Consider the following 23,949-nt stretch of genomic DNA (forward strand, 5'->3'; position numbering starts at 1 on the left):
GCGACTGGGGACTACGCGCCGCCCTTGTCGGCCCGAGTTCCGAGCCCCATCTTTTCCAGCGTCAGCGTCTCGTCGGCGCGCCCCCAGCCGCCGTCCGCGACTTCCTCGACGAGCACCATCGAATAAGGGCGGACGCCCTCACCGAAATACTCGACGAACATCGCCGTGGTGCGGTGGATGATTTCCTCCTTGCGGGCATGATCGAGAATCCCCTCCGGAAACTTGAAGTTGGCGAATGGCATGGCAGTACTCCTGTGTGGTTGCGGTGTTGGTGCGACGAGTATTGAGGATCCTGGCTCGGCGATAAATCCCGTGCGCTGGTAACAGCATCCGGCATTCGCCAACAATCGACAGCCATTTGCGCCGGGGGAGGATGTCCCATCTTCATCTTTGTCATGCACCGCCGTTAACATGGAAGGTTGGCTATCGTCCCGCATGGCAGGCGCATGCCTCGGAGGTGTCTTTCCCGTGGGAGGAAGGCTTTTTGACGGGCATGTGACAAGCTGTCCTGACTTTTCATCGTGTTATCTCGTATTCACGCCAAAGCAGTTGCCCCCTGGGTGGGTCGCCATCCGGTGCTCGTCGGTGTCCTCGGTACCTTGCTGACCCTCGTCGCGTTTGGCATTTCCATGCTGACGCTCTGGTCAGCGCGTGAAACCGCGCTGTTGCATGCCCACGAGACGTCGAAGAACGTGGCTGCGGTGCTGGTCAACAACATTGCCAGGACCATGGACTCGTCGGACCAGTCGCTGCAAATGCTGATCGCGGCATTGGCCAGGCCGGGCATCCGGGCCATGGACCCGAAGACGCGCCATGAAGTGCTGTTCAACGGCACGGCGGCGGCCAGGTACGTGACGGGGATGGGCGTGACGGACGATCGGGGGCAGCTCATCGATGGCTGCTGCTCGAGCACGCACAAGTGGGACTTCAGCGACAGAGACTACTTTCGAATCCATCGAAGCAGGGCAGACGCGGGACTCTACGTGTCTGCCGCCTACCGGGCGCGCTCGCGCGGCGGCGTCGAAGCCATCGCCCTGAGTCGGCGAATCGCCCGGCCCGACGGGGAGTTCGCAGGGGTGGCGGTCCTTGCGATCGACGTCGATTACTTCCGGCAGCTCCTTGCCCAGCTCGATGTCGGCCGCCGCGGCGCGACGGCGATCGTGCGTATCGACGGCAGCGTGATCGCGCGCAATCCATCCTCGGCCGTCATGCCGGCGCCTGACCTCAAGCTGTCGCCAACGTTTCCCAGAATGGTGAGCCAGCAATCGGGCTTCTATGAAGCCCGTTCGTCCATCGACGGCGTCGTGCGGCTCTACACGTACCAGCGCGTGCCGGGGACACCGTTCATCGCGGTCATGGCACCCGCGAAAGAGGAGGCGTTGGCGTCCTGGACGCGGCTGTGCTGGGGCGTTGGCAGCGCGTCATTCGCGATCAGCGTGGCCTTCTGCACGGTCGTGTGGTTGCTTTCCTTCGCGCTCAGGGATCGGGTGAGGGCGCAGCAGCACCTGATGGAACTCACGCAAACGGATTCCCTGACCGGCCTGAAGAATCGCCGCGCGTTGTCCGCCGCGCTGGAAAGCGAGTGGGCGCGATTGCAGCGGAGCGACGGACACGCAGCGGTCCTGTCGGTGCTTTTCGTGGACGCGGACAACTTCAAGGACTACAACGACGCGTTCGGTCACGCCGTCGGAGACGAGGCCCTCAAGCGACTGGCCTCGCACCTTCTGCGTCATGCAGCACAACACAATGGCCTAGCCGCCCGCTACGGCGGCGAAGAATTCGTGGTCGTCTTACCCAACACCGACGAAGGCACCGGCATCCGCATCGCCGAGGCCATCCGCCATGACGTGGAACGTCAGGGGTCGTCAGCGCAGCCACCGTTCACCGTCAGCATCGGCGGCACCACGACCCGCTGGTCACCCGCCGGCTCCATCGACCACCTGACCAAATCGGCGGACGACGCCCTTTACCAGGCCAAAAGAGAAGGCCGGAATCGCGTCGTCTGGAGGGGGTGGCGGGACGGGGAGGCATGTGTGGAGGACGGGGCGTCGGTGGCGTGACGTTATTGGCGCAAGGCAGCACGTTGGAGCGCCTCGTCGCGGGATAGATCGTGGCCCCCTCAGCGGCCTTTCGTCACTTGCGTCCAATGGGACCAGACGGTGGTCGTGTCACGCATTGGTCTCTGAATCGAAGAGATCTCTAGTGGTCCGTGCTCACGCCAGTTGCGCTCAACACCGACCCGCGAGGAACGGCCTCGTCGCAGGCGCGCAGTGCGGCGGTATCGATAGTGTTTGTTATCGGTATAGATGAGGATTAGTTGGATGGGCAATCCTTTAAATGTTCCGCTTCACGTCTAGCAGATCACGCTGCACACGCGCTTGTATGTACACTGGCGACCTGCCACGCAGGCTCCGCATGCATGGCACCCGCGGTTACAGGATGAAATCAGGAGAAGCCATGACGCAAGCCACCACAATCCCAGGTACCGATGAGGCATGGGACAACGGTACACTGGGCGCGGATGAGCAATACGTGCAGGTCGCACCGAAGGCGCTTCAGGAGCAAGTCGATGCGTCTTTAGGCATGCAGGCAATTTCCATCCGCCTGCCGCGCGAAACGTGAGAAGGCCGCGCAGTTGAAGGGCGGTGGTGCACGCCGAAAGACAGCGTAGTCACTTGCACCCACTCGGGTGCAGGAAGTGCGGATCTGATGCGCCTTGCGCATCTAAGCTCTCAGTGCGGAAGGCTTTTTCATTTTTTGGGATCGCACCCCACTCTCTCTCCTTGCGAGGGATGCAAGTGTGTCGCCTCCTAGTCGATATGTTTCGACCTCCATTGTCGTCTTCCCGAGTAGGCGCTGCAGTTTCTTGATTTCCTTAATCGCGGCGTCAAGCTCCGATGCCGGGACCACAGTTTCGCAACGAGCTCATTCACGGCGCCGATGTGCCAGTCCGTGGGCCATCGGCCCTGCGCTAACCAGCACGTTCATCACGCCGTTACCGACCGTAATCTCGGTGCGTCGCTGTCAATCGCAGTCGCCGTTGAGCGACCCAGTACAGCGTCCGGAGGGGCGCCGCTTCTGCCTGGAGGCGTGCGGCCAGATCGGCAGGCGGCGAGACTCGCAAGCCGAACTCCACGGCACAGGCGAGTCCGATGACTTGTTGCCTGATCGTCCGCGCATTCATTTGATGTCCGAGGGAGGCGAGGACGAGCGGCCAGTACTCGCCTTCGCCCGCACTCCGAGGAAGGCGGTGTCGAGCGTCTCGCAGTATTTCCTGCCGCCGGTTCCTCACTTCATCGAGCAATACGGATAACTCTTCCTTGGGTGTCCTCAGTGGATGGCGCATGGGTCGTCGGGCTCGGGAAGTACACGCCCAGGGTTCAATAGATTCTTCGGGTCCAGCGCCCGTTTTACTTGCCACATCAACTGCAGTTCCACCTCAGACTTGTACTTCCGCAGGTCGTCGCGCTTCACCACACCGATACCGTGCTCCGCGGAAATAGAACCGTGCTCACGGTGTGCGAGGCCGTCGACGGTCTCCGATACTACCCTGTAGTGCCGCGCCAGAAACTCGGCCGCCTGCTGGTCTCGAGGCCTCAGAGGATTGAAATGGACATTGCCATCGCCCAGGTGACCGTAGATGACGAGGCGAATCTCGGGGTCGAGCGCTAGCACCTCGGCCGACGCGGCGTCGATAAAATCGGCAATGCGCGAGATCGGTACGGACACATCGCACTTGATACTGCCGCCCGCGCGCGTTTGCGCATCGGAGATGTCTTCGCGAATGCGCCAGAAAGCCTGAATATCGGCAAGGCTCGCCGCTATTGCGGCGTCTTCGATCAGCCCTTCCGCGAAGCCGAGCTCGAGAATGTCCAATAGTGCCGCGTGCAATGCCTCGTCGGTGCCGCCCGATGTCAGCTCCATCAGAACCATCCATTCGTGCGCGTGTTGCAGAGGCGATTTCGCATCGCCAAGGTAGTCCAGAACAAGTTCTAGCGCGGGAGCGGACACGAGCTCGAATGCGCTCACGGCGTTGCCAGAGCCGATTTTCGCGGCCTGAAGGAGCGCGACTGCCGCATGCGGGTTCTTTACCGCGATGAAAGCCGCCGCGGTAGCCCTCGGCTGCGGCGCGAGCTTCAGCACCACGGCGGTGACAATGCCCAACGTCCCCTCGGCACCAATGAAAAGTTGCTTGAGGTCGTAGCCCGTATTGTCTTTGCGCAGCCCCTTGAGCGACGAATAAATACGGCCGTCCGGCAGCACGACTTCGATGCCGAGCACGAGGTCTCGCATATTGCCGTACCGCAGTACGGCGGTGCCGCCCGCATTGGTGGAGACATTGCCCCCGATCTGGCACGATCCTTCGGAGCCAATGCGCAGCGGGAAGAGTCGCTGCGCGTTCTCCGCGGCCTCGCGCGCAGCCGCGAGGGTGACGCCGGCCTGCACCGTCATGGTGTCGTTGACGACATCGACCGACAGCACGCGGTTCAGCTTTCGCAGGCTGATGACGACGGCCGTGCCGGTATCGTCGGGGACCGCGCCACCCATCAGCGACGTATTGCCGCCCTGCGGTACGACCGGGACGTCGTGCCGGTAACACCACGATACGACATCGCCCACCTGCTGCGTCGAAACAGGCGTTACCACCACCATGGCCTCGCCGTGGAAGATGCCGCGGTAATCCGTGAGATAAGGCCGCTTGTCCTGTGCGGCTACGGTGCAGTTGGCGGCGCCGACCAGTTCGGTCAGGGCTTCAGCGGCGGTCTGGACTGAAACGGTCATGCTGGATGCTCGCATCGTGCAGTGTCACTCCGCGCTTGCGCCGGAGTTGCGGATCAGCGTTGCCCATTTCGGGATTTCCTTTGAGACATGCGCCTTGAACGCCTCGGCGGTGCCACCCTCGGGCGTGGCGCCCAGTGCCGCGAGTTTTTCGCGCAGGCTCTTGTCCTGCAGCGCGATATTGAGTTCCTTGTTCAGAGCCGCGACGATGGCCGAAGGCGTGGCGGCCGGTGCGAAGAGCCCATACCAGGAAGAGATCTCGTACCCGGGAAGTCCGGACGACGTCATGGTGGGCACACCCGGGAGAAAGCCCTGCGGCTGCGGGCTGGTGACGGCAAGCGCGCGCAGTTTTCCGCTCTGGACGAACGGCAGCACGGATGGCGCATTGTCGAACATCACCTGCACCTGTCCTGCCATCAGGTCCGTCAACGCTGGAGCGCTACCCTTGTACTGCACGTGCTGCATCTCGATGCCCGCCATGGAACGGAACATTTCGCCCGCGATGAAAGTGGAAGAGCCGAGTCCCGACGAGCCATAGTTGACGGCGTTCGGGTGCGCCTTCGCATAGGCAATGAAGTCGCTGACGCTCTTCACGGGAAGCGAAGGACTGACGACCATGATGTTCGGGAAACTCGCCACGAGCCCGATCGGTGCAAGATCCTTCTGCAGGTCGAATGGCAGCTTCTTGTAGAGCGTGACGTTGATGGTGTTCGCGTTCGAGCCAAGAAAGATCGTGTAGCCGTCAGGATTCGACTTGGCGACTGCATTGGCGCCGATGCTGCTTGCGGCGCCAGGCCGGTTGTCGACGACGAAGGTCTGTCCCATCTGGACGGACAGGCGATTGGCGATCAGCCGCGCGAGCGAATCTGCGGATCCGCCCGGTGCGTAGCCGATGATGAGCCGGACGGGCTTGGTCGGGTAGTGGGAGTCGGACTGGGCCTTTCCCAGTAGCGGCAGGAGCAGGGCGGTCGCGGCGAGAAGGGGGAGGGCAAGGCGCTTCATGATGGCAGTCATGCGAAATGGATGATTCGGGTAACGGTCGCGTGGCCGAACCTGCGGCCGGCGAACCTATTATTGGTTTCCGCCGCCCTCCGAATCAATGCAGTCGCCGCCGCTAAATCGTTGCCCTGTGGTCAACGATTCGGCGACACTGCGCCCCCCGACCTAGGTCCCGCCGGCGAAAAGCGGCATCTGCGTAATGCACCGCTGTACTTCCTGCAGGGCGGCCGAAGACGCTCGCCCGGCGCGAACGATCAGCTGGACCGTGGCGGCCTCCAGGATGCTGTTCCGGATAGGGATATGGACCAGTTCCCCGGTGGCGACCTCGCGTGCGACCGCGTTGGCCGACAGAAAGGTGACCGTTGCGCCGGATTTCACGTGATTCTTCACGGCGGCGAGCGAGTTCGAGCTGAAGTGCGGGACGAACTGGATTCCCTCCGCGTACTCGGCGGACACCAGCAACTGCCTGACACCAAACTGTTCCTGCATCAGCGCCACGCGGTGCGGCAGCACATCCTTAAGCGCGATGGGTGCCCGCATTCGTGCCAACGGATGCCCGGGCGCCGCGATCAGCCCCACCGGTAGCGATCGTGACCGCAGCAGGCGTACGGATCCACTCTCGGGCGAGCAGTACGCAATGCCGATATGCGCCTCGTCCTCCAGCACCATGCGCACCACCTCATAGCTGCTGACCTGGTCGAGCTTCAGGTTGATGTTCGGATAGCGCTTGCAGAAGTCGAGTGTCAGCGTCTGGCTGAGTTGTTCGAGAAATCCTTCCCCGGCGACGATGCGAATCTCGCCACGCTGTAGTCCCTTGAGCTCGTCGAGGCGCGCGAGAAGCAGCTCCTCGCTGGCCCAGCGGTCCCGGCAATGCTCGATGACCAGACCGGCAGCCTCGGTCGGCCGGACGTTGCGCCCGTGGCGTTCCAGGAGGCGGCACCCGAGCTCCCGCTCCAGTTGCTGGATCTGCCGCGTCACCACCGACGCCGCGACGTCGAGGCGCTCGGCAGCACCGCGGATGGAACCGGCTTTGACCACCTCGAAGAAGTATCTGAGCCGGTGCTCGTTGACGACCCGTCCTGCCTGACCCATTGCATCTCCAAGCTTGCGTTTCGGCAATTGTTGCCTGCGTAGCAACGAAATCGCAAGGGGGACGTTATTGTTCACGGGCTGGGGACCCCGCAGACTGTCGATTCTTCTCACTGGCAGCGATCCATGTCTGAAATCTTCAAGCTCGGCGCCGGCGACGCATTGCGCGGACGGCTCGAGACCACCGGCTTTCTACCGATGCCCTCGGTGTGGGACGGCCTGAGCGCGAGGGTGGCCACACAGGCCGGATTCGACGCGCTGTTCGTGTCGGGCCTGTGTGTGTCGGCCGCTCGCTTCGGGGGGCCGGATCTGGACCTCATCAGTTTCGCGGAGCTGCTCGACGCGCTCGTGATGGTGCGCGAAGCGGCGCCAGCCGCATTGGTCATGGTCGACGGCGACCATGGATTTGGGAATGCGCTGAACGTCGAGCGCACCGTCCGGGCGTTCGGCCGAGCAGGCGCGGCAGCCATCATGATCGAGGACAAGGCGTCTCCGCGTGTGCTGGATGCGCAGGAGAAGCTATGCCTGCCGCGGAAAGAAGCGGTCATCAAGGTCCGCGCCGCCGTCGAGGCGTCCCGCGAGTCCGGCATGCTCGTGCTTGCGCGGACGGATTGCCGGCCAACGCTTGGCCTCGACGAAGCGTTGGCGCGCATCGCGCTATTCGTGGAGGCGGGTGCGGACATCGTGTTGCTCGATGCGCCCGCCAGCGAGGAAGAGATCGTGCGATCCGTCGCCGCCGCACGCGGCCGGCCCGCTTTTGGGGTCGTGACTGGCGAACCATCGCGTCCGCCGTATTCCGGAAGACATGCGCAAAGCCTGGGACTGCGGCTGGGCACGTTTCCGTTTTCAACGCTGGCGCCCGCCATGCATGGCATGCGCGAAGCGTTGGCACAGCTCGCTTCGGAAGAGGGGCGACCCTACGCCTTCGATCGCGCGGCATTGCGCCACGTGCTGGGATACGACGCCTATGCGACTCGCGCCGAGGCATTCACCACGCAGCAGACTCTTGTCGAATGAAGCGAATCCTGATTGCTGGCTTCCAGCACGAAACCAATACTTTCGCGCCGACCAAGGCGACGTACGAGAGCTTCGAGCGGGGCGAAAGCTTTCCGGCCATGCGTCGCGGCGACGCCATTCTGGAACTGCGCGACGTGAATCTTCCGGTTGGCGGCTTTCTGCGGCGTATCCGTACACTGGGACATGCCGTACAGCCCGTAATATGGGCAGGAGCGAGTCCTTCGGCGCACGTCACGGAGGACGCGTTCGAGAAGATTGCCGCCGAGATCGTGGATGCGGCAAAGCAATGCCGCCCCGATGGTGTCTACCTCGACCTGCACGGTGCCGCTGTCTGCGAACATCTCGACGATCCCGAAGGGGAGTTGCTGGCACGGTTGCGCGATGCGGTGGGTCCAGACGTCAGGATCGTCGCATCGCTGGACCTTCATGCCAACGTCACGTCCGGCATGCTCGGCGCGGCGGATGCATTGGTGGCATATCGCACATATCCGCATATCGACCTGGCTGCGACAGGCGCCCGTGCCGCGGATCTGTTGCATCGCCTGCTGGAACGTCCGAGCCCCTGGCATCTGCACGCGCGGCGCGTCCCGTTCCTGATTCCCATCAATGCAATGTGTACGCAGATGGCGCCTGCCGCGGATGTCTACGCGGAACTCGCCCGTCTGGAGACGGGCGCGGCGGTGGAAAGTCTTTCGTTCACGCCAGGCTTCCCCGCCGCCGATATTCCCGAATGCGGCGGCGTCGTCTGGGGTTACGGGGCCGACGCGTCGGCCGTTGCCGCGGCAGTGGACCGTCTCCATGCCTGCGTGACGGCCGACGAGTCCGCGTGGGATGCGGGATTCCTTACGCCCGAAGCGGCGGTGGCGCGCGCGCAGGAGATCGTCCGAAACACCGGTGGGCCGGTGATCATCGCCGATACGCAGGACAACCCCGGCGCCGGCGCTGACTCGAACACCATGGGTATGGTTCGCGCCCTGCTGGCGGCGGGAGCGACAAATGCCGCCGTCGGCCTGATATGGGACCCGGAGGCAGCGCGCATGGCCCACGCGGCGGGTGTTGGCGCACGGATGACGTTGTCCATCGGCGGGAAGTCCGGTGTGGCAGGCGATGCGCCGCTCATCGCCCGATGCATCGTGCGCCATCTGTCCGATGGAAAGCTGCGTTACGACGGCGTGATGAAGCATGGATTGTGGACGGACATCGGGCCCGTCGCGGGCCTCGAAGTGGACGGTGTCACGATCTGCGTGTGCTCCGTCAAATCTCAGGTTATCGATCGCAATCTGATCCGTGCGGCCGGCGTCGAGCCCGCGGAGGTGGACATCCTCGTGGTCAAGAGCTCGGTGCATTTTCGTGCGGACTTCGAGCCTATCGCGCGCGCGGTGCTCGTGGCGAAGGCGCCGGGACCGATGGCCGCCGACCCTGGCGACCTGCCCTGGCGCCGCCTGCGGCCAGGCATGCGCGTGCGCCCGAACGGCCCAGCCTTCCTGTCGTAACCCTTTCGAGGTCTGTCATATGCATCCATCCGATGTCACTCGCCCCGTGGCGGGATATTTCGCGTCCGTCACGGCGACGGAGCTGTCGTCACACCTGCAACGTGGCACGCTCGAGAGCCGTGAGGTCGTCCAACGATGCCTTGACGAGATCGAGCGGCTGAATCCGCTGATCAACGCGTTTGTCCACGTCGACGCCGAAGGGGCCTGTCGTGCGGCTGCGGCTTCGGATCGAAGGCGGGCAGAGGGCCATGCGCTCGGCCCGCTGGACGGGTTGCCTGTCGCCGTAAAGGACAATATCGATACATTCGATATGCCGACGACCTATGGCTCCGCCCACTTCGCGGGCCATCGGCCGTTACGCGATGCCGCATGCGTGTCGTCGCTGCGTGCGGCCGGGGCGATCATCGTTGGAAAGACGCTGACCCACGAGTTCGCCTATGGTCCTACCGGGGACCGGTCCCTGCAGGGCGCCGCAAGAAATCCACACGACATGAGTCGCATGACGGGCGGTTCCAGCGCGGGCAGCGCCGCTGCCATTGCAGCTGGCATGGTGCCGCTGGCCCTTGGAACGGATACAGGAGGCTCAGTGCGGATTCCTTCGGCACTGTGCGGCACGGTCGGGTTTAAACCGAGCTTCAATACCGTGCCGATGGACGGCGTGTTCCCGCTCTCCTCGAGCCTCGATCATCTCGGCACGATGGCGAGGACGGTTGCGGACGCGGCGCTCATCTTTCGCGCGCTCAGCCCCGGAGCGGAAACCGTGGATGGCCCCACGGGGCGGCCGCGGGTAGCATGGATCGACGGCAGCGATCTCGGACCCGTTGACCCCGCAGTGCGCGCATGCGTGCGGCGTCATGCGGAGGAATGGCTGGCGGGGAAGGTGGAATCTTTCGATGCCGTGGAGGATGTTCAGCCCCTCTCCAGACGTCTTCTTGCGTGCGTCGCGGCGCTGCAAAGATCCGAGGCCTACGCGGTCCATGCCGCACGCATGCGGGCCGCCCCAGAGCTTTTCGATGCTGAAGTCAGATCGCGGCTGGAGGTCTCCGCCCAGGTCGCCGGATGGGAGTATGTGCAAGGCCTCCACGAGCAGCGATTGTTGCGCGAGGCCATGGCAACGTTTTTTACGCGCTACGACTTGCTCGTCATGCCCACCACGCCGATCACGGCGCCCCGTGTCGGCGAACGAGACATCATCGTCGATGGCACCCGCACGGATGCGAGGGCGGCTCTGCTGAGCCTGACCAGCCCCTGGAACGCGACGGGGCTCCCGGCGTTGAGCGTGCCCGCCGGTTGCGTTGCGGGGCTCCCTGTCGGGTTGCAGATCGTCGCGCCTTTCGCACGTGACGCATGGCTCTTGAGGCTGTTTGAATCCGTCGGCTGACTTCGCTGCGTTGGCGGCTATCGTTCAGCACCGGCCACAGATGCCTGATATCTGATGGCGAGCGTCACACCGATGCGGCGCAGCGGCTCTGGCGGCAACCAGCTCGGGCCCTCCAGCGCTAGCGCGTCTGCCAGCAACGGCGACGTTTCGCCCAGCGCGAGGTCAGCCAGCAGCCGTCCGTAGGTGCTGCCCTTGAGCACCCCTGCGCCGTTGCAACCCGCAGCCGCGAAGATGCCCGGCTGGATCGCGCCGAAGAAGCTGGCGCCATTGCGTGTAAGCGCTGTGGTGCCGCCCCACACGTACTCAAAGTCATGGGATGGCATCTGTGGGTAGCGGCGCCGATAGCTGTCGGTAAGCAATCGCAGCGTGGCGGCCGGAGTCTGCTCATGCTCGTACGAGTACGCGCTACGCACCATCAAACGGCCATCCGCGACGCGCCGCAACGTAGTGCCGAGCCGGTTGGCGGGGATCACGCCCCACTCTGGGCCCGCGCCGAGCTGCGCCAGTTCGGAGGGGGGCAGCACGGGCGTCAAGGCGGCATAGGTGTAGATTGTGATGAGCCGGTCTTGAAGCAGACCGAGCGATTTGGCAAAGCCGTTATTGGCGACGATCACGCGATCCGCGACGTAGCTGCCGCGCGACGTGGCGATCGAGAATGGCGCGGTCCGGCCTAGCGAGGTGACCGCTTCGTTTTCCGCCAATACGACGTTCGGCGGCAGCGAATCGGCCAGGCCTCTGATCAGCGCGGCCGGTTGCACGAACACGTTGTTCGTCGCGTGGAAGCCGTAGCGATAGTAGGGCGTTCCCAGCCTGGCGGCGAGCGCATCGGCATCGAGCTCGGTGTGCTCGACGCCCCATGCCTGATAGAGCGCCAGCGTGGCCTTGAGTGCGGCCACACCGTGTGCGCTGGCGGCGGCATGGAACTTGCCGGCGGGATTCCAGCCGCAGTTGATCCGATGCGCGCGGACCAGCGCCTCCAGCCACTGCAACCCCGCCTGGTACAGGCGCAGTTGCCGCTGCGCGGCATCGGTGGCGCGGCCGTGACCGGTCATCCCGGTATTGTGGGGGACGTTGATGACGAAGCCGGAGTTCCGTCCGGCCGAGCCTTCGCCGACCGACGTGGCATCGAGCACCAGCACGGCTTCGTCGGGACGCAGCTCGGCGAGCCGGCGCGCCGCCGTCTGCTGGCGACCTGCGTCAACTCAACGCTGCTAGGCTCTCGTCGTTGATCACGGATTTATCCCACCACCGTCGCGTCAGTCGGGGTCTTGTCGGAAACCGACTATCCCGCGGTTCGATATCGAAAGGCAATTTTTGCAGCGCCTCGCGGAGTGCCGTGTACCCCGTGATGGACGTCATTTCACGCTGTTCCCACGTCATATCGCTTCCGTGATTGTCGAAAGAGAAGCCAAGATGTCGCAGCGAATGTATGAAGCCATTAAGGTTGTTGCTTTCGAAAGGATGGCTAGGGTCTCCGTTCAAGCCGACGTAGTTCCAGCCCAGTAACCAGTAGGGAAAAGGGCGGTCACGCGCAGCGTTGAGGATCACGATCATGCGCGCGAGTGCGTGGACAATGTCATTCGGCTGCACATCGTCCATGTCCTGATAAATGCTGTGGTCGGCCTGCTTAGGATGGGTATTCTCGTTACGCACCTTCTGCGCTTTGTCCAGTAAATCGATGATGTCCGCAGGCAGTTGGGTTGACTGATCGCAAAAATTGGCAGGCCATTTACGGAGTTTTATACCCAGTCCAGGGCGTTTCAACTCGTCTCTTATCGTTCGTTCTGCTAAACACCGTACGGTCAGACGTTCGCGCATCGAGCGATTCAAATAGCCCTCGGCACACGCGCTACCGAAATACAAGGCGGCGCGCAAGTACTCATAGCGCATAAAGGCATTGGTTGCCTCGGCCGCCATAACGCTTTGATGCACGGTTGCGGAAAAGGTGTGCCACGTCACGTCCGCGTTGAACCGCCAATGGCTGCTATCGGTCATAATTTCCGCTGCCTGTAAAGTTGCGACAATTCAATCGCATTTAGAGGGCTCGCGCACCCGAGTACGCGGGCCAATGGCTTCTAGATCTTTGCCATTCGCGTTGAGCCCTGCATGGTGCGTCATGTCATTTTCCTTCCCCGCCACGCGCCGTCACCCCGAGGCACAAGCGCTCTCGAGTTTCGGCGTCAGTCGCGGCAAGGCTACGAAGCCAACCCACGCGGCGTTACCGGTTATCAGAACTATCCCGGCGGCGTATTAATCCGCGTCGACGCCCGTACCATTCGCTGCATTGATGGGCGTACCTGTTGCTGCACTGGCTGGTGCCTTCGGCTTGGACCGGGTCGTCGCCGCAGCGATGCCCTGTTTTGCCAAGTCCTTCACCTGGTCGGCAAAGTCGGGCACCACGCGCATCGCCTGTTTGACGACGTCCGACGACACGAACTCGTGCCAGGGGCTGCCGTGCGTTTCAGTCTCCACCAGTCGCAACGGCAGCTCGTCCAAGCGTGTCAGGGCCGAAGCCAGCACGCGGCTTTCCATGTCTTTGTCGAAGCGCGCCGCTTCCCGGCGGAAGCCCTCGTAGGCGCGCGAGATCGATGCCTTGAAGGCGTAGTCCTCGGAAAGCCGGAAGCGCTGCCCAACCTGCTTGGTGGCGAGCCACGAAAACCAGACGGGCGCCCCGACCGACAGCAGCGACAAAGCGAGATTGAGCACCAGGACAGAGGTCGGGGCATTGGGCTGGCGGAACAGCTCTGAGAGCGAGTGGAGTTGCTGAGAGCCGAAGAAGCTGCCCAGCGAGAGGGCGGCAATGAGACCGCCTACCCAGAGCCACATTGACTTCGAGAGGGACTCGGAGCGCTCCGTGAAGGCGGCGGCGAGGCCCACGCTGGTGGAGGCCGAATACGCTGTCTCACAGCGCTCGAGGACTTCGCCGGCCTCTTTCTGTTTCTGGCGCAAATCCGCTTCGAGCGCGCTCGCCTCCTTGCGCGTGTCCGCAATACGGGTGCCTTCCTCGGCGGACGCCTTCAGGATGGCTGCGAGCTCCTGCCGCGCCTCGGCGAGCGACTCGAGGTCCGTCGGGAGCTGGTCGGCAGCGCTGTAAGCCTTCTCGATGCGCTCGACCATGCCCGATAGGGTGGCAGTTCGTGGCTCGACGTTTGCCAGCCGCGCTTCGAGACCGCGGATCTTGGTGGCGAGCCGCCTTAATTGGACGGCGGCTTCGGCTGCCTTGGCGACCGCGTCGTCGGCTAGGACCGGGGCGAGCGCTTTGCGCAAGCCTTCGAGCGTGAACAGGTAGGCGGTGACGGCCTGGTTGGCATTGCTCCACATATTGGGAATGGTGCTCGTGTGCAGATGCGTCAATCGCCGCACATAGTCCTTGATGCGGGATTCGGCGCTGCCGAGGTCGTCGCCTCCGCGTTCATCGATAAGGTCGATGATTGATTGCGCTTCCTCGACCAGCTCGGTGCGGGTGAGGCCTGGGAAGCTCCAGTTGTTGTGAACTGTCCCCAATGGTTCGTCGCTGCCCAGATGGGCCTGCAGTTGGGCAGTGACCTTGCGGAGTTCCTCTTGAATCTGGACCAGTACAGGATGCATGCAACCCTCGTTCTCGTTCTTAGTGCCACGGATGGTCTCATCGGGCAGCACGCCCCGCCTACCCCAAGGGTGATGGGTATGCCGTCATTGGCCGGGCCCACGGCCGGAAGTCTGCCTTCGACGCGACGATCGCTTCGACGATGGCTATCCGTGGTTGTGTCCGGATGAAAGACAGACCTGCCGGGGAGGGCCGGCAGGTCTGTTATGTCATTACTTGGCGACAGGCAATCCCGACCAGGCGGCCAGGTTGTAATCGCAGACAAAAACCTGCGGAGTACCGCGCATCGGCGCGGCCTGTTTGGCCTGGTTCGCTACCAGTTGCTGAACCGCCGCCACCGCCTCGAAGCGTTCACCGACGTACGTAGCGTCCGGCAGGGAGTAGCGCACGCCGTTAGCGGCACGGATGACCCGGACAAAGCCGATGGCATGCATCCGCTGATGCAATGCCTCGTATTCGAGGTAGGTCCCATTGTGAATAGTGATACGGGCTAGGTATTGCATGACTTAAACCTTTCGCCGCAGGGGCGGCTCAATTTGTTAAGTACCGACTAGGAAGCGCCTTGGCTTCTCATGCGGCAGCGCATAAAATCGAGCCTCGAGACGCGCGCGGCCACCTTGGTTGCGTCCTGCGTTGTGCGCAGGGTTCTCGCGAACGAAGGCGGACGCACTGCGTGCGCGTCGTTCGAGGCAGTGCCTGGAAGACCCCAATCGCGTCCATCTCGCCAAAGTGAAGCGCGTTTGGGGTCTTTACTTTTTCGGCCCTCGGTATGGCACGGTTACCGAGGGCCATCAGCTCTGATCTGCATGGCACCACCACAACATCTTGTGGTCGTCGTTTAAATCAGATCTAAGTTTAGTGAAACATCGGTGTTTTACCAGTCGTGACAAGCGTGTTTCCAAGCCCAGAAAACCCAAGCTTCAATTTTTGCCGTTTTTTGCCAATTTCTGCCTGTTTTCGCACGTATTGATTTTTTTCTATCGCGCATTTTTTTCAATAGATGCACAAAAAACGGGCTTTAACTGCACTTTCGACTGAGACTCACCGCCCTGTTGTTGCGAGATTACCGCCGCTCTATTGGTGCGGTCGGCTCGTGAATACGCGCTTGAGCGTCAGCCCCACTCACACGCGCGCCGCGTTGTACGGGTAGGGTGAGTCCGATAAACCTCTAGGCGGATGACTTACCGTAGAGGAGTTGGTTGACTTCGGCGACATGTGCCTGGTCACGAGGCCGAAAAAGAGCATCCATCGACCGAGGCGTTCGGCGGCTGGGCCGCCCCTCGCGGGCCAGTGGAACGTTGCGACCCAAGCAGTCATCTGCTGCTGCAGCCTGTATCCGGTCATAGGCAGCGGGAAGCCCCCCTCGCCGGCGGGTCACATCAGGAACGCGAAGTTCCTTACGTATTCGTCCTGAGTGTGATCAACGAGATTGAAGACCGGATCCGGCCGCTGTCCGCAGCGCGAGAGCGAATTTGATTAGCCGGTGTTCCTCACCGGACTGAGGCTCGACGAGCGTTTTCATGGCCAATCTTCGCGAGTCTCGTGTCATGTCGTAATGCATGCTAGAGGCTGCACTGATAGGCAAATAAGGCCGGTAGTGCAGGGTATCGCGTGCATTGTGCCGATCACCGGCATCAAAGCATATTCATACGCAACTGCATCCGTACCGCCCCAAGCCAATCCTCGCTGAAGTGATGCTCCAACTTTTCCAACTGCTTGCGTCCAACACCGGCGCCTCTGCCAAGCTCCTGTAGAGACGTCACCCGATCCAGTAGTCGAAGCACATGCGCCGCACGAAGAGCAGCGCGGTCAGAGGTGGATATCACGGTGAGCACAGCCTCGGTTGGGTTGGCATGGAGCCACGCCATCAGATGCAATTCGCCATCATCGAGAGCGGGTAGGTCATCTTGCTCGATTGCGAGCGTTGCCAACATGATGTCGGTGACATCATGGACTCTAGCCATCCCGGCAACGAGATCTTCGCGCTGGATCGGGACGCGGCCAGGTTTCAATGGATCGCCAGCACAGCACTCGTCGACGCAGCACTGCACCGTCTCAACGTCGAAGGTTTGGCAAAGCGCCTTCCAACAGCTGATTCGGTGCGCTTCGATGATGACGCACGTATCCAACAGCACCCGTTGCTTCGTCATTTGATCGCCTAGATCGCGAAGGGCACCGACTTTCCATAGTCCCGCATCAGTTCAGCAAGGTCTTCAAGCGTCATCGAGAGGGCCTTGGCGGCCTTTCGGGTCGAGACGTGGCCGCGCGCGATGCCGTCGTGCAATAGCGTCACGAAGGACGCGGACAGCAGTTTCGGTGGCGTTGAAGCGCATCGCGGTGCGAGCGGTGGTTGCTCGCACAAGGCCTGACACGTGAGTTTGTCGATCATCTTCGCGTTGAATAGCCGGAAAGCCAGCGCATGCGTGGAGACCTGCAATTGCTTGGCAACCTCTGCGAGGTGTTGCGTGTTGGTGAAGCCTGCAGGATCGATGAGCTGAGACAGGGTCGCTGTCGGCATTAAGACCGCGGCGGCGAAGTTGTCGGCCAGCTGTTCGATTCTCCGGCTTCGCTTGACCGGCTTTGCGTCGGTGTCTTCGCGGTGCTCAGGCGTCAGCGCATCCCAGGTGAGCGCGTGGAATAGCTCGTGTGCGACGTCGAAGTTGCGACGGACTCTGGACTCTCGTCTGTTGATGACGATGACGCCGAGATCGGGGAGGCGGCACATGGCGCCTGATATGGCGTGGGTGCCGTTGGTGCAGACGTCCGGGTCGATATGCAGGACCGCGATGTCGAGCCTGGTCTCGATGCGTTCAGCCAGGACTTCAGACGGAATCGGGCCGAGGTCGAGTTCCTGCGCCACGGCTTCGCCCCAACGCCAGGCGTCCTCGAACGCGGGGTTGGGGGGCATCCGCAGGAATTGCCCGAGCGCTTTCGATGGGCCATTCAGCGCGATATTCAGGTGGCGGAACAGTCCGACGATCAGCCCGATCTTTGCTTCGTAGTCAGCGAGCGAGCTGTCGGTGACCGACTGCGAAACGCGCCACGAAAACTGTGCCTCGCCTTCGATGACGAACAGATCGATGAACCAGTCGAGTGGGCGCTCGAGGATCTGGCTGAGCTTGACGAGCTCGGCTGGCTGCACCTTCCGCTCGCCGGTTTCGATTGTCGACAGCGTCTGACGATCGGCGAAACCGAGGGCATCGGAGAGTTGGTGCTGGTTGAGGCCGCGTGTCTCGCGTGCTGCGCGGATGCGTGCGCCCATGGTGCGGGCGGGGGTGGCCTTGAAGTCGGGTGAGGTCATGGGCCAATCGTAATCTTGCAAATCTTGAAATGCAAGATATAGTGTGGTGGGTTAGCCACTTTTTCGACTCGCCATTTCCCTAATTCGGTCCTTACCCCCCCCCCAGCTGGCGGGCCCGTGGCTTCTTTTCGGTAGCCGACTACATCTCCTTTGGTTTGCGAGCGCGCTCCCTGACCTGACCGCGTTGGTTGAGCGCTGCGCCCGTGGGCAAGGCATCCGGAACGGCAGCGTCAAGGTTGCTGAGCATGTTGAGTGCGCGCATGACCTTGATGAGGGTCGAAACACGCACGTCTTTGCCGGCCTCGAGGTCGCCTATGGCGTTTCTTCCGAGGCCGGCGCGCTTCGCGAGTTCGTCGGTGGTGAGGTTGCGCTCGAGGCGCTTGACGCGTAACCGAGCGCCGATTTCTGCGGCAATCTCGTCACCGGTTGAGGAGTTGCGGATAGACATTTGCGGCAGGTGAAGACGTTGATATTGCACTCAATAGGCAGCACTAACGACAGACGGATAGGATAACGCATGGTATAGGGTGCGTTATGGTTCTACACCCGTCTTCGGGTGCGAGGATCGGCCCATAGGGCCGCAGGCAGCGCTCAAGCTAGCGAAGTTGCTAGCTTGGCAACTGGCCGCGAACATGGGCAAATTGCCGGAGCACGTCATGCCAACAATCGCTTTCCATCCTTCGGGGGCACCTGCCCCATACGAGCGCTACCTCGATAGGTTGAGCGGCTATCTGGGCATCAAGGTACGCGGCGGCGCCGACCTTGCGACGCTGGCAAGCGAGAGGCTACCGGTGGAGATACTCGAGCGCCTGCTCGAGGCGGGGCTCTCATGGGATGAGGTGGCCTTCATCGTCCCGCGCCGCACGCTCAGTCATCGTCGGGAGAAGGGACAGCCGCTGACCATGGACGAGTCGGACAAGGCCATTCGGCTTGCCCGGATCCTGGCGCAGGCGGTGAACACCTTTGGAGACGTCGAGCGCGGTCTCAACTGGTTGCGGCGGCAGCAGCGGCGGCTCGGTGGGCTTACGCCATTGTCAGTCGCTGGGACGGAGCAGGGCGCTCGTCTCGTTGAAGAGCAGTTGGTGCAAATCGACGACGGGTACTTTGCCTGATGATCCTTTGGCGAGTTAGCAACTACGCGGATCAGCGCCGCGTCGCGACCGCGGCGGGAACGACCCCTCTCGATTCTCCACTCGCGTGCGGAATGTACGCATCCACCAATGCTCCGCCGTCAGCGCATAGACGTTTCGAGCGCTATCGCACAGAAACCCGTCTTTCGAAAGTCTATTCTTCGCCGCAGGCGGACACCCAGGATGAAGGGTTGGATGCTGCAGACATCTGGCGCCGGTGCTCATAACGGTTACCCGGTCTCATGTTCCAGGATACGAGATGTTGCATTCATACTTTTTTGATTCCGCCGCGCGCTACAGTGACAGTCCAGCGTTATGGGTAAAGGACCGTCTATACAGTTACGGCGAGATTGAAACCCGGGCACGTCGTATCTCTGCAGGTCTTACAGCAATTGCGCGGGACAAGGACATTGGACGTTGTCTGCTGTTTGGATATCGCAGTGTCGAAGCCTATGCCGGCGTGCTCGGAATTCTCGATGCGGGGATGGCCTATGTGCCTCTCAATCCGAAGATGCCGGCTTCACGCAGGGCGACGATCATCGCGCAGTCCGGTGCGTCGTTGATGCTGGTTGATCGTGGTTGCGCCAGCGGGCTGGAGGATGTGCTGGCATTGCTTGACGAGCCCCCGCAAATTTTTCTGCTCGACGAGGACGCGCCCGGTTCGCACGTGCCTTCCGTCGCGTCCACCGTGTCTACGCTGCCTGTCGCGCCTTATGTGCGACCGCAAGGTGCCAAGGGCGACGTCGCTTACATACTCTTCACCTCGGGATCGACGGGGACGCCGAAGGGCGTGCCGATTACGCATTCGAACGCCGAGGCGTATATGAACGGGCAATTGCAGCTGCAAGAGCGAACCAGCCATGCACGTCATATCCAGCTCTGTGAGTTGAGCTTCGATCCATCCGTGCATGACATGTTCGTATGTTGGGCGAATGGTGGCTGCCTGTACGTGCCAGAGACTGTCGATCCCGTGTATAACGCCGACTTTATTAGACGTCATGAAATCACGCATTGGAGTAGTGTCCCGTCCGTGGTCGGCTTTATGCAGCAAATGCGCAAGCTGACACCGGGTGCCTTCCCGAGTCTTCGGGTCTCGATGTTTGGCGGTGAGCAGTTGCCTCGCTCTCTGGCGTTGGCGTGGGCGCGTGCCGCACCGAATAGCAGGCTGTTCAATATGTACGGGCCGACGGAAGCGACCATCGCCTCGACTTGCTTTGAAGTCAGCGCGGAATTTCTCGACAATCCGCAGCACGCGGTCATCCCGCTCGGGGGAGCACTCCCGGGGGTAGAGTTGATGATCGTTGACCCGGACCTCCGACCTGTCGCCGCCGAGCAGACCGGTGAGTTGCTGATCGCGGGCCCACAGATTGCCGGTGGCTATTTGTCAGCGGACGGCCCATCTGGCAATGACAGGTTCGTCTCGAAGCGTTATCCGGGCCGTGATGCGCACCGCTGGTATCGGACCGGTGACATCGTGCGGACGACTGAAGCGCACGGGATTGTATTTCACGGGCGTGTGGATACGCAGGTCAAGATTCGAGGTAACCGTGTCGAACTGGAGGAAGTCGAGCATATCGTCCACGCGCGCAGCGGTGCCGCGCTCTGCGCGGTGATTGCCTGGCCCCTCGATGAGGTGGGGCGGGCGGCTGGGCTCGTAGCCTTCGTGACAAATCCCCGAGTAGACACCGAGGCGGTCTTACATGCGTGTCGGCAGTGCTTGCCCGACTATGCGGCGCCCCAGCGGATCGTGTCACTCGACGCAATGCCGCTTAACGCAAATGGAAAAATCGACAGGAAAGCGCTAGCCGAGCAGTGCGCGCGCACCAAAATTCCTGCGTGAAGTTGACACCATCCCGAGCAGTACTAATCAGCCAACACTACGTGCGCGTGGATTGGCTATTCCAGATGGGAGGGAGTCATTGAAAGTCGCTCTGCGTAATATCCTTTCGGAGAATGCATGCCTCCATGTCCCGGTCGAAACATTGGCCGATAGCGATAGCTTGTACGACGCTGGCTTGTCCTCCCTCGGTACGGTCCGTGTCCTGTTAGCGGTTGAAGATGCCTTTGGCATCGAAATACCTGGAGAGTTGATATCGTTCGACTTGTTTCGCTGTATCGATTCGCTGGAAAGGTCTCTCGCCCCCCTCATGCCGGACGGTAGCCTGGCGGGCGCTGTATCTCATCGTAAGGGACACCAATGACTGGCCAGCCTACGATGAGACCGGTCACCTTTGGTGGCTGTTTTGGGTGGCTGCATCTCCCTGCGGGCGGCCGGGCTGCCACGGGCCTGGTATTGTGCAACCCGTTCGGCAATGAGGCGCTATGTGTGCACCGCGGATGGCGCGACTTCGCGGAATCGGTAACGGTAGCCTGTGGCATGCCCGTCTTGCGCTTCGATTATCCGGGGACGGGCGACTCCGAGGGCGACGAGGAGGACCCGGAACGCTTTCGCGCATGGGTTGACAGCATCATCGCCGCGGCGGAATACCTGCGGACCGCTACCGGTGTCACACGGCTCGCGCTCTGCGGCTTACGTCTGGGTGCGACGTTAGCAGCAGTGGCCGCCGAGCAGCTTGCCAATGTCGACAGCGTGATATTGATGGCGCCGATCATCTCTGGCAAGCGCTACATCCGGGAACTGCGCATGCAGGATCTAAGCTGCGTCAAGGCCCTCGCTGGCCAGGATGCAAAGCAGTCGCCGGAGGAAGCGCCGGGAGTGGGCGCGCTAGGATTCCGCATGTATGCCGACACGCTGGATCAACTCGCTTCCATCGACCTCACAGAGCGCCAGCGGCGTCCCGCGCCCCGCGTGCTCTTGCACGATATCGGCGTTAGCGAGTCGTTGAACAAGCTCGCTCAGTACTACCGTGGCCACGGTGCGAGCGCAGATCTGCAGATCTTTCCAGAGTACGATAAATTCCTCTTGCCCGACCCGACATTTTGCGTGCCGCCGCGACTGGCCTTCGATAGCGTGCTCGAGTGGCTCGGCGCTCAGTGCGGCACGACAGCGGCGCCTTCCGTCGAAATTCTGCAGCCGCCGGCGGATACAAGGATCGACTTCGCGGCGGGTCATGAAATACCTGTCGTGTTCGGAAACGGACGCTATGTCGGTGTCATTTGCAAGCCCCGCAATCCAAACGAGCATGCCCCAGCTGTATTGATCATGAACACAGCGGGCGTTCATCGCGTTGGCTGCGCAAGGCATTCCGTGTTGATGGCTCGGAGGCTTGCGGCACAGGGAATCACCTCTTTACGCATGGACGTGGGCGGCGTTGGGGACAGCGTGAATCACGACGGTGCGCCGACCATCGAGGCTGTATATGCCCGTCATGCTGTCGCAGACGCGATAGCAGGAGTGGAATGGCTGATCGCGGCTCGACATCCGGAGATTGTCATGTTCGGCGTCTGCGCGGGCGCATACGTCAGCGTTCATACGACGCTAAAGCATCCAAATGTGGTGGGCTGCATGTCTATCAACCTGCCGTTCTTCTTTTGGGGGGCACCCACGACGAAGGCGCGTGCCCCCAGTCAGGTGTATATGCGGTCCGTCCGGAATCCCCGTAAATGGCTTCTATTGTTGACTGGCCGATCGGATCTGCGCAGGATCGCAGTAAGCCTGATACGTCGCTGGTACGAGCGCTCTGCTGTCCGCCGACTCCTCGCGGACCTCGAGCGGAGGGACGTACGGACTTCACTGGTGTACGGTCCGCTAGATGCGGGGCTCGACGAACTCCCAAAGGCTGGTTATCTCGGAACGTACAAGAACGTCACGATGACCGTACTGGAGCAGTTGGACCACTCACTATATTCAAGAACCGCACGCGACGTCGTATCAAATTATGTCGAGGCGTTCTTGCATGAGAGGACTTTCCCGGTTGGCCGAGCCAACGTCCCAGACCACCAAAGCGCGCGCACGGCCTCTCTCAACGAGAGGGCCGGCTGGCGGCCCACAAGCGCGACTGGCGCCCATATGGCAAGGCCCGACTGAGCGTGCGCCGGCGGCGACGCAACGCGTTGCTGCGGTCGAGCGCAAGCGGTGGCCGGTTCCAACGGGCCCGACCCAGCTGCGAGCTGTGCTCTCCTGCATCGACCAACCAATATGGCGAGAGTTATGGTCCAGCACTGCCGCGGCGTGCAACCAGCCTTCGGCGGTCCAGATGTAGGTGAAGTCAGCCCACAGTTCCGATTTGGCGCGTCGGCCCGGCGAGGTTCCCGTGTCGATGAAACGCCATAACATCCACCACGTCGGGACGCGGCGTCATGCAAGGGGCAGCTGAAGTGATTGCTACTCCATACAAATGTGCTTAGAGCCTATCTTTTTTGTGCTGCCGGGCATCGCGACTCGGAAGCGATTGAATCCGACTTGCCGGAAGGGCCCATTGAAGCCATGCGCTTCGAAGCGACTACTGAAGCTGTGGCCGAAGCTCCGGTTGAAGTCGTGGCCATTGACGAACCGAGGGAAACTTCCGCCCCGGACGAATTGACCGAACCGGCTGCCCTGCTTGCGCCGCGTTACGCGCAAGCTTCGGAAGCTACGCCTGAAGAGACGCGGGCCCCGAAGCGCAATCGGAAGCCGAAAACCGTTGCCGATGTTGCTGCCGCGGAAGCCACGACTCAAGAGACGCCAATCAGGAAGGGCAGGCCGAAGCAGATAACGCTGCATGGAGCGGAGGCGGCCCCGGAAGCGCGAACTCAGAATACGCAAACTCGTAAGACGCGACAGAAGCAAAAAGTGCCTACTGCAACCCAAAGCCTGACCAGATCCACACTGCTCGCGCAACTCGCATCTGTCAATGCCCAGCTTGAGCGGTTGCGTCCCACGGAAGTGCCAAAGATCGTGGAGGGGATTCAGCAATTAATGCAGGAGTATGAACTGAGCATTGAGGACATTGCGGGCAAGCCCAGTGATGAGCCCGCTGGCCGCGCTGTTCCAACCAAGACGAAGGCCGCGCCGCGTCCCAAGTACCGCGACCCCAAGACGGGCCAGACCTGGTCGGGCCGCGGTAGGGCTCCCGCGTGGATTGGCAAGAAGCCCGAGCGTTTCCTAATCGATCGTTTGTACTGAACGACAGGTTGGCGGGCGCAGCCGGTCTGCCCCCTTGCTTGCGAACTTGGGCGGAGCAGGCAGCGAGCCGGCGGCCGCATGCGTGCCAGGCGGCACCCGCATCGGGGTG

At 62.0% G+C, this 23,949-nt stretch carries 22 protein-coding genes; 11 read left to right on the forward strand and 11 right to left on the reverse strand.

The features are described from left to right. Positions 1-11: 11 nt before the first annotated feature. Entirely contained in the window at positions 12-242 is a 231-nt protein-coding gene (locus FOB72_RS06045; protein ID WP_150371707.1) for a tautomerase family protein, read from the reverse strand. Positions 243-629: 387 nt separating this feature from the next. Between FOB72_RS06045 and FOB72_RS06050 the strand changes: the two genes are divergently transcribed. From FOB72_RS06050 to FOB72_RS06055, 3 genes are all read left to right on the forward strand, one after another. Continuing rightward, entirely contained in the window at positions 630-2,060 is a 1,431-nt protein-coding gene (locus tag FOB72_RS06050) for a sensor domain-containing diguanylate cyclase (protein WP_150373767.1), read from the forward strand. Positions 2,061-2,457: 397 nt separating this feature from the next. Then, the gene (locus FOB72_RS32135) at positions 2,458-2,622 is read left to right on the forward strand and encodes a hypothetical protein (RefSeq protein WP_191002205.1); all 165 of its coding nucleotides are present in this window, start codon (positions 2,458-2,460) and stop codon (positions 2,620-2,622) included. A gap of 418 nt (positions 2,623-3,040) precedes the next feature. Next, the gene (locus FOB72_RS06055) at positions 3,041-3,313 is read left to right on the forward strand and encodes a hypothetical protein (protein ID WP_150371708.1); all 273 of its coding nucleotides are present in this window, start codon (positions 3,041-3,043) and stop codon (positions 3,311-3,313) included. 17 nt (positions 3,314-3,330) lie between these two features. Here the strand turns inward: FOB72_RS06055 and FOB72_RS06060 are convergent, their stop codons facing one another. From FOB72_RS06060 to FOB72_RS06070, 3 genes are all read right to left on the reverse strand, one after another. Continuing rightward, positions 3,331-4,782, reverse strand: coding sequence for an FAD-binding oxidoreductase (locus FOB72_RS06060; protein ID WP_150371709.1), 1,452 nt, complete (start codon positions 4,780-4,782; stop codon positions 3,331-3,333). 24 nt (positions 4,783-4,806) lie between these two features. After that, entirely contained in the window at positions 4,807-5,781 is a 975-nt protein-coding gene (locus FOB72_RS06065) for a tripartite tricarboxylate transporter substrate binding protein (protein WP_150371710.1), read from the reverse strand. 162 nt (positions 5,782-5,943) lie between these two features. After that, positions 5,944-6,870, reverse strand: a complete 927-nt coding sequence (locus FOB72_RS06070) for a LysR family transcriptional regulator (RefSeq protein WP_150371711.1) — start codon at positions 6,868-6,870, stop codon at positions 5,944-5,946. A gap of 123 nt (positions 6,871-6,993) precedes the next feature. Here FOB72_RS06070 and FOB72_RS06075 point away from each other — a divergent pair, with 123 nt between their 5' ends. Genes FOB72_RS06075 through FOB72_RS06085 form a run of 3 tightly spaced genes read left to right on the forward strand, consistent with a single transcriptional unit; the run spans position 6,994 to position 10,758 of the window. After that, the gene (locus tag FOB72_RS06075; RefSeq protein WP_150371712.1) at positions 6,994-7,884 is read left to right on the forward strand and encodes an oxaloacetate decarboxylase; all 891 of its coding nucleotides are present in this window, start codon (positions 6,994-6,996) and stop codon (positions 7,882-7,884) included. Continuing rightward, positions 7,881-9,377, forward strand: a complete 1,497-nt coding sequence (locus FOB72_RS06080; protein ID WP_150371713.1) for a M81 family metallopeptidase — start codon at positions 7,881-7,883, stop codon at positions 9,375-9,377. The genes FOB72_RS06075 and FOB72_RS06080 overlap by 4 nt, the downstream gene beginning before the upstream one ends. A gap of 19 nt (positions 9,378-9,396) precedes the next feature. Next, the gene (locus FOB72_RS06085) at positions 9,397-10,758 is read left to right on the forward strand and encodes an amidase (protein WP_150371714.1); all 1,362 of its coding nucleotides are present in this window, start codon (positions 9,397-9,399) and stop codon (positions 10,756-10,758) included. Between the two features lie 17 nt (positions 10,759-10,775). Here the strand turns inward: FOB72_RS06085 and FOB72_RS06090 are convergent, their stop codons facing one another. From FOB72_RS06090 to FOB72_RS06120, 7 genes are all read right to left on the reverse strand, one after another. Then, positions 10,776-11,897, reverse strand: coding sequence for an NAD(P)/FAD-dependent oxidoreductase (locus FOB72_RS06090; RefSeq protein WP_263364755.1), 1,122 nt, complete (start codon positions 11,895-11,897; stop codon positions 10,776-10,778). A 58-nt stretch (positions 11,898-11,955) separates the two neighbouring features. Next, the gene (locus FOB72_RS06095; RefSeq protein ID WP_150371716.1) at positions 11,956-12,753 is read right to left on the reverse strand and encodes a hypothetical protein; all 798 of its coding nucleotides are present in this window, start codon (positions 12,751-12,753) and stop codon (positions 11,956-11,958) included. 255 nt (positions 12,754-13,008) lie between these two features. Continuing rightward, the gene (locus FOB72_RS06100) at positions 13,009-14,346 is read right to left on the reverse strand and encodes a hypothetical protein (protein ID WP_150371717.1); all 1,338 of its coding nucleotides are present in this window, start codon (positions 14,344-14,346) and stop codon (positions 13,009-13,011) included. Between the two features lie 210 nt (positions 14,347-14,556). Further along, on the reverse strand, positions 14,557-14,847 hold the full coding sequence (locus FOB72_RS06105) for a hypothetical protein (RefSeq protein ID WP_150371718.1): 291 nt from the start codon (positions 14,845-14,847) through the stop codon (positions 14,557-14,559). 1,131 nt (positions 14,848-15,978) lie between these two features. Then, positions 15,979-16,494, reverse strand: coding sequence for a hypothetical protein (locus FOB72_RS06110; protein WP_150371719.1), 516 nt, complete (start codon positions 16,492-16,494; stop codon positions 15,979-15,981). An 8-nt stretch (positions 16,495-16,502) separates the two neighbouring features. Next, complete coding sequence (locus FOB72_RS06115; RefSeq protein ID WP_150371720.1) at positions 16,503-17,645, reverse strand: XRE family transcriptional regulator; 1,143 nt, start codon at positions 17,643-17,645, stop codon at positions 16,503-16,505. Between the two features lie 139 nt (positions 17,646-17,784). After that, positions 17,785-18,093, reverse strand: a complete 309-nt coding sequence (locus FOB72_RS06120) for a helix-turn-helix transcriptional regulator (protein WP_150371721.1) — start codon at positions 18,091-18,093, stop codon at positions 17,785-17,787. Positions 18,094-18,301: 208 nt separating this feature from the next. Between FOB72_RS06120 and FOB72_RS06125 the strand changes: the two genes are divergently transcribed. From FOB72_RS06125 to FOB72_RS06145, 5 genes are all read left to right on the forward strand, one after another. Continuing rightward, a complete protein-coding gene (locus FOB72_RS06125; protein ID WP_150371722.1) occupies positions 18,302-18,757 on the forward strand; it encodes an antitoxin Xre/MbcA/ParS toxin-binding domain-containing protein in 456 nt (151 codons plus the stop codon). 277 nt (positions 18,758-19,034) lie between these two features. Beyond that, positions 19,035-20,615, forward strand: a complete 1,581-nt coding sequence (locus tag FOB72_RS06130) for an amino acid adenylation domain-containing protein (RefSeq protein WP_150371723.1) — start codon at positions 19,035-19,037, stop codon at positions 20,613-20,615. A 142-nt stretch (positions 20,616-20,757) separates the two neighbouring features. After that, the gene (locus tag FOB72_RS06135) at positions 20,758-20,976 is read left to right on the forward strand and encodes a phosphopantetheine-binding protein (RefSeq protein WP_411859827.1); all 219 of its coding nucleotides are present in this window, start codon (positions 20,758-20,760) and stop codon (positions 20,974-20,976) included. A 14-nt stretch (positions 20,977-20,990) separates the two neighbouring features. Beyond that, entirely contained in the window at positions 20,991-22,763 is a 1,773-nt protein-coding gene (locus tag FOB72_RS06140) for a serine aminopeptidase domain-containing protein (RefSeq protein ID WP_191002206.1), read from the forward strand. A gap of 294 nt (positions 22,764-23,057) precedes the next feature. Then, a complete protein-coding gene (locus FOB72_RS06145; RefSeq protein ID WP_223851433.1) occupies positions 23,058-23,840 on the forward strand; it encodes an H-NS family nucleoid-associated regulatory protein in 783 nt (260 codons plus the stop codon). Positions 23,841-23,949 lie beyond the last annotated feature (109 nt).

This window comes from Cupriavidus pauculus (genome assembly GCF_008693385.1).
Taxonomy (GTDB): Bacteria; Pseudomonadota; Gammaproteobacteria; order Burkholderiales; family Burkholderiaceae; genus Cupriavidus; species Cupriavidus pauculus_D.